This is a genomic window from Kitasatospora griseola (assembly GCF_014648555.1).
Lineage (GTDB): Bacteria > Actinomycetota > Actinomycetes > Streptomycetales > Streptomycetaceae > Kitasatospora > Kitasatospora griseola.
Genome location: NZ_BMRI01000012.1, coordinates 190,288 through 196,029, shown reverse-complemented (window position 1 = coordinate 196,029; position 5,742 = coordinate 190,288). Strand labels below are relative to the sequence as shown.

At 73.6% G+C, this 5,742-nt stretch carries 7 protein-coding genes; 2 read left to right on the top strand and 5 right to left on the bottom strand.

The annotated features are described in order from the left end of the window. Nucleotides 1-296 precede the first annotated feature (296 nt). Nucleotides 297-833, top strand: coding sequence for a hypothetical protein (locus tag IEZ12_RS18020; protein ID WP_189272901.1), 537 nt, complete (start codon nucleotides 297-299; stop codon nucleotides 831-833). Between the two features lie 105 nt (nucleotides 834-938). Here the strand turns inward: IEZ12_RS18020 and IEZ12_RS18015 are convergent, their stop codons facing one another. From IEZ12_RS18015 to IEZ12_RS18000, 4 genes are all read right to left on the bottom strand, one after another. Then, on the bottom strand, nucleotides 939-1,910 hold the full coding sequence (locus IEZ12_RS18015) for an aldo/keto reductase (protein ID WP_100585123.1): 972 nt from the start codon (nucleotides 1,908-1,910) through the stop codon (nucleotides 939-941). A gap of 70 nt (nucleotides 1,911-1,980) precedes the next feature. Continuing rightward, on the bottom strand, nucleotides 1,981-2,766 hold the full coding sequence (locus IEZ12_RS18010) for an ABC transporter permease (RefSeq protein ID WP_189272900.1): 786 nt from the start codon (nucleotides 2,764-2,766) through the stop codon (nucleotides 1,981-1,983). Further along, nucleotides 2,763-3,728, bottom strand: a complete 966-nt coding sequence (locus IEZ12_RS18005) for an ATP-binding cassette domain-containing protein (RefSeq protein WP_189272899.1) — start codon at nucleotides 3,726-3,728, stop codon at nucleotides 2,763-2,765. Before IEZ12_RS18005 ends, IEZ12_RS18010 begins: the two co-directional genes overlap by 4 nt. Nucleotides 3,729-3,867: 139 nt before the next feature. Further along, nucleotides 3,868-4,200 (bottom strand): trypco2 family protein, encoded by a 333-nt coding sequence (locus IEZ12_RS18000; RefSeq protein WP_189272898.1) that lies wholly within the window; start codon nucleotides 4,198-4,200, stop codon nucleotides 3,868-3,870. Between the two features lie 121 nt (nucleotides 4,201-4,321). Between IEZ12_RS18000 and IEZ12_RS17995 the strand changes: the two genes are divergently transcribed. Next, nucleotides 4,322-5,011 (top strand): TetR/AcrR family transcriptional regulator, encoded by a 690-nt coding sequence (locus IEZ12_RS17995; RefSeq protein WP_189272897.1) that lies wholly within the window; start codon nucleotides 4,322-4,324, stop codon nucleotides 5,009-5,011. Between the two features lie 87 nt (nucleotides 5,012-5,098). On the opposite strand, the gene IEZ12_RS38595 is transcribed toward IEZ12_RS17995, so the two are convergent. Continuing rightward, on the bottom strand, nucleotides 5,099-5,742 hold a 644-nt coding region (locus IEZ12_RS38595; protein ID WP_505744218.1), incomplete at its 5' end, for an RsmB/NOP family class I SAM-dependent RNA methyltransferase.

Below are 5,742 nucleotides of genomic sequence, written 5' to 3'. Positions count from 1 at the left end.
TACTCGGCCTCGTCGGCCGCGCCCGACCGCTCCCACAGCGGATCGTCGGCGGCCCGCAGCGTGCCGTCCAGGATGTCGGGCACGAGTTCGGGCGACTCCCACTGGGAGTAGTAGGGCACCGCATGGCTGATCGGCTTCACCCGGTCATCCTGACGTATTTTCATCCCGTTCTCCCGCACCCTCGCCCGCGACACCGCCGACCACCCTCCCACCTGCGGCGACGCCCGCTCCCGCGAGAAACTTGAACGCGTTCAACTTCTCTGGCAGGGTGAGCCCGTCACCCTTGGGAGGGGAACATGGGAGGGGAACGAACCATGCGCGGCCACCGCCCCCGGACGGCGGTCCTCGCGGCCGTCGCGCTGCTGCTGACCGGCTGCGCCGGCGTCGCGCAGTACTACGAAGGCACCGGGCTGCACGACGCCACCGCCGCCGAGGCCGTCGGCAGCTGGGAGGGCGACCAGCAGGCCCACCTGACGCTCCACCAGGACGGCACCGCCACCGTCGAACGGCTGGACGGCCAGGACTGGGCCTACGAGGACGGCTGGCGACTGTCCGGCACCGGCCGCTGGGAACTCACCGACGAGGTCGCCGGCCAGCGGCTCGTCCTCGACCTCACCACCCGCACGGCCCTCGACACCCGCCCCGACGCGCGCCGCTCCCTGTCGCACACCGAGCCGCCCACCGCCTACCGCTGGCGCTTCCACCTGAAGCGCGACCGGCAGCACCGACTGGAGCTGTTCGTCTTCATCGGCGACCCGGACGGCGCCGGCCACCACCTGCTCACCCGCACCCCGGCCGAGCCTCCGGCCGCGCCACTCCCGACCGCACAGTGACCGCCAGTGCAGTGACCGCCGCCCAGTGACCGCCGCCCCCTGCGGCCGGCCGACCGGCCGCCGAGGCGCTGCCCCCGGGCGCGGCGAGCGCCCGGGGGCGGCGGATCACCAGGCGTAGTGCTCCGGCGCGGTGCGGTGGCCGGGGAAGATCTCGTCCAGCCGCTCCAGCGTCTTGGCGTCCAGCTCGACGTCCAACGAGCGCATCGCGGCGGTCAGTTGCTCCTCGGTGCGGGGGCCGACGATCGGCGCGGTGACGGCCGGACGGGTGCGCAGCCAGGCGAGCGCGACGTCGCCGGGCTCGTGGCCGAGCTCGTCGCACAGGTCCTCGTACGCCTGGATCTGCTCGCGCCGCTCGTTCAGGGTGTCGACGGCCCGACCCTGGGTTCGGCGCACGCCCTCGCGCTCCTTGCGCAGCACGCCGCCGAGCAGGCCGCCGTGCAGCGGCGACCAGGCGATCAGGCCGAGGCCGTAGTGCTGGGCGGCGGGGACCACTTCGAGTTCGACGGTCCGCTCGATCAGGTTGTAGATCGACTGCTCGCTGGTCAGGCCGAGGAAGTGCCGGGCCCGGGCGGCCTCCTGGGCCTGGGCGAGGTGCCAGCCGGCGAAGTTGGACGACCCGACGTAGATGATCTTGCCCTGGAGGGTGAGCACCTCCATCGCCTGCCAGATCTCGTCCCAGGGAGTGTCCCGGTCGATGTGGTGCATCTGGTACAGGTCGATGTGGTCGGTCTGCAGGCGGCGCAGGCTGGCGTCCACGGCACGGCGGATGTTGAGCGCGGAGAGCCGGCCCTCGTTGGGCCAGTCGCCCATCGGGCCGTAGAGCTTGGTGGCGATCACGGTGCGCTCGCGCCGGCCGCCGCCCTTGGCGAACCAGTTGCCGATGATCGTCTCGGTGAGGCCCCTGTTCTCGCCCCAGCCGTAGACGTTGGCGGTGTCGAAGAAGTTGATGCCGTGCCCGTGCGCGGCGTCCATGATGCGGTGCGCGTCGGCCTCTTCGGTGTGCACGCCGAAGTTCATGGTGCCCAGGCACAGCGGGGACACGGACAGGCCGGTGCGGCCGAGGTGGGTGTACTCCATGACGCCCAACCCTCTGCCGCACCGGCCGAGTTGTCCAGCATTTAACGCCCGGAGTCGTGTTGACGGACCGTCAGCGACCGGCGCGGGCGAAGTTCCGCACGGCGAGCGGCACCGCGAGCGCCAGCAGCAGCGCGCACCAGCCGAGCGCGGCGGCCACCGGGTGCTGGGCGGGCCAGGCGCTCCCGGGCGCGGACGGGTTGCCGAACAGCTGCCGGGCGGCCTCCACCACGGCGCTGACCGGGTTCCACTCGGCGATCGCGGCCAGCCAGCCCGGCATGCCGCCGGTGGGGACGAACGCACTGGTGAGCATCGAGAACGGGATGGTCAGGACGGCGAGTTGACCGGCCGTGTCCTCCTTGCCGACGGCCAGGCCGAGCGCGGTGCCGACCCAGCCGCAGGCGAACCGGAACAGCAGCAGCAGGCCGAACGCGCCGAGCGCCGGGCCCAGCCCGTGCCGGATCCGCCAGCCCGCCGCCAGGCCGACCAGCGCGGTCGGCGCCAGCACGACGGCGGCCACCAGCAGGTCCGCCAGCGCCTGCCCGGTCAGCAGGCCGAACCGGGACACCGACATCGACCGCAGCCGGTCGGTGACGCCCCGCCCGGCGTCCCGCGCGCCGCCGACCATGGCGGGCATCACGGCGTTCAGCGCGACCAGGGCGAACAGACCGGGCATCAGGAACTCCCGGTAGCCGCCGCCCGGCACGTTCATCGCACTGCCGAACACGTACCCGAACACCCCGACCATGGCGACCGGCACCAGCAGCGAGGACGCCAGCAGCCCGGGCGAGTGGCGGTACACCAGCAGGATCCGCCGGGCCGACGCGGCGGCGTCCACGGGCATCGTCATCGCGCTCATGCGGCCGCCTCCGTCTTCTCCGCAGCGCCCGCGCCGGTCAGCGCGAGGAACACGTCGTCCAGCGAGGGGGTGCGCAGCGCCACGTCCAGCGCGACCACCCCGGCGGCGTCCAACTCCCGTACCAGGCGCGGCAGGGCGAGCGGCCGGGCCGGGTCGGAGACGGCGCCGACCCGGCGCTGCCCGGCGTCGACAGCCGGTGCGCCGCCGGTGAGCACGGCCAGCACGGCGCAGGCCCGTTCCAGGTCGGCGTCCTCGGGCAGGGTGACTTCCACCAGCGTGCCGATGGCGGCCTTGAGCCGCTGCGGGGTGTCGTCGGCGACGGCCCGCCCGCGGTCCAGCACGGTGATCCGGTCGGCCAGCCGGTCCGCCTCGTCCAGGTACTGGGTGGTCAGCAGCACGGTCGAGCCCTGCGTCGCCAACTCCCGTACCGCCGACCAGATCTCCCGCCGGCTGCGGGGGTCGAGCCCCGTGGTCGGCTCGTCCAGGAACAGCACCCGCGGCCGGGTGAGCAGGCTCGCCGCCAGGTCCAGCCGGCGGCGCATCCCGCCCGAGTACCCGCGCACCAGGCGGTCGGCGGCCTCCTCCAGGCCGAACTCCGCGAGCAGCTCCGCCGCCCGCGCCCTGGCCTTCACCGCCCCCAAGTGGTGCAGCCTGCCCAGCAGTTCGAGGTTCTCCCGGCCGGTGATCCCCTCCTCCACCGCCGCGTACTGCCCGGCCAGTCCGATCGCCCGCCGCACCGCCGCGGCCTCCCGCCCCACCTCGTGCCCGCACACCCGGGCCTCCCCCCGGTCCGGCCGCACCAGCGTCGCCAGGATCCGCACCAACGTGGTCTTCCCCGCCCCGTTGGGCCCGAGCAGACCGCACACCGCCCCTTCCGGGACGTCGAGTTCGAGTCCGTCCAGCGCGCGCGTGGCGCCGAACGTCTTGCCCAGGCCGCGAACGGCAATGACCGGGTCGCTCATGGCAGGCCCTTTCTAGGTACATCGTACGTAGTAGTGCTGCGCACCACACTACTGGGTACGTCGTACGTAGAAAAGGCTCGCAGGCAGGCAAAAGGGGGACCCGCCGCTTCCGGCAGATCCCCCCGACCCCGACGGGGCGTCAGTCCGCGATGCGGTCCGAGGTGTCGCCCGGGCCCGACGGACGGGCCGGATCGCCGTGCACCAGCAGATCCGCGCCGTTCGCGGCGCGCGGAGTGAGCGCGAAGGAGACCCGGTGGGTACGACCGCGGGACACCCCGGCCTCGGTCTCCGCGCCCACCGCGAAGATCTTGAAGCCCGCCTTCGCCTTGGCGTCTGCCCGCAACTCGACCTCGAACTCCATCTCCACCGGCCCCACCGCGAACACCAGATCCGGGTGCTCACCCCCGGCGCGGGCCGCCGCCAACAGCTCGTCCCGCACCGCCGCCACCGCGTCCACCAGCGGAATGTCCATACCCGATCCCTCTTTCCACGTTCTGCCGTACCGGCGTGCACCACCGTAGGCGGCCGCCCCTCCCACTCGCAGCCGAATACCGCCGCCACCTGCGTAGACTGACCACCGAGGTGATCCAACGATGGCGTCCGGCGAGCAATCCGAGCTGATCTGGCTGCGCCCGGAGTACTCCGGCCGCGGGCCGCGTCCGGCACACAGCCGGGTGTCGATCGCCCGGGCGGCGGTCGACCTCGCCGACCGCGAAGGCCTCGACGCCGTGACGATGCGCAAGGTCGCGGCCGAACTCGGCGCCGGCACCATGTCGTTGTACAACTACGTGCCGAAGAAAGAGCACCTGTTCGACCTGATGCTCGACCTGCTGGCCGGCGAGTACGACCTGCCGGAACAACCCAGCGGCGACTGGCGGGCCGACCTCACCCTGCTCGCCAACCGGTTGCGCACCGTCCTCGCCCGCCACAGCTGGGCCACCACCCTGATCACCCACCGCCCCGGCCTCGGCCCGAACGGCCTACGGGTGACCGAGTACCACCTCGCCGCACTCGCCGACACCTCGCTGGACGGCACCGCGAAGATGGAGGCGTTCGCCCAACTCACCGGCTTCGTCTGCCAATTCACCGACTGGCAGCAACGCGCCACCGCCGCCGGCGACCTCTGGCTCAGCGACCTGATCCGCTACCTCCAGACCGTCACCGCCACCGGCCAGTACCCCCACCTCGCCACCGCCCTCGCCCAGAGCAGCACCCCCACCGCCCCCGACACCGTCTTCGACCGCGACCTCCAGCGCCTCCTCACCGTCCTCGTCGGCGCCTGAACCGCCAGGGGCGGGTGGGGGCGCCTCCCGGCCCGCCAAGGCTGGAAGGCGCCCACACCCGCCCCTGCTTACGCGCCCCCTCGGACGTCAGGCCGTGCGCCGGAGCAGCGCCAGGTACATCGCGTCCGTCCCGTGCAGGTGCGGCCACAGCTGGATGTCCGGGCCGTCGCCCAGTTCCGGGACGCCCGGGAGCAGCGGGCGGGCGTCGACCCACTCCACGTCCTCGCGGCCGCGCAGCACGTCGTCCACCACGGCGCGGGTCTCGGCGAGGTGCGGCGAGCAGGTCGCGTAGCCGACGACGCCGCCGACCCGCGCCGCGTCCAGCGCGTTGCGGAGCAACTCCCGCTGCAGCGGCCCGAATCCGGCGATGTCCTCGGGGCGGCGGCGCCACCGCGCCTCGGGGCGGCGACGCAGCGCGCCCAGGCCCGAGCAGGGGACGTCGACCAGCACACGGTCGAACGCGCCCTGCTGCCAGGCTCCCTGGGTGCCGTCGGCGGTGATGACCGCGTACGGGCCGGGGTTTCCGTTCAGGGCGCGGGCCACCAGGCGGGCGCGGTGCGGCTGCTTCTCGGAGGCGACCAGGGCCGCCCCGCGCTCGGCGGCCAGCGCGCCGAGCAGCGCCGCCTTGCCGCCGGGGCCGGCGCAGCCGTCCAGCCAGAGCCGGTCGGGGCCGTCCACGGGGGCGTTGGCGAGGGCGAGGGCGACCAGCTGGCTTCCTTCGTCCTGGACGC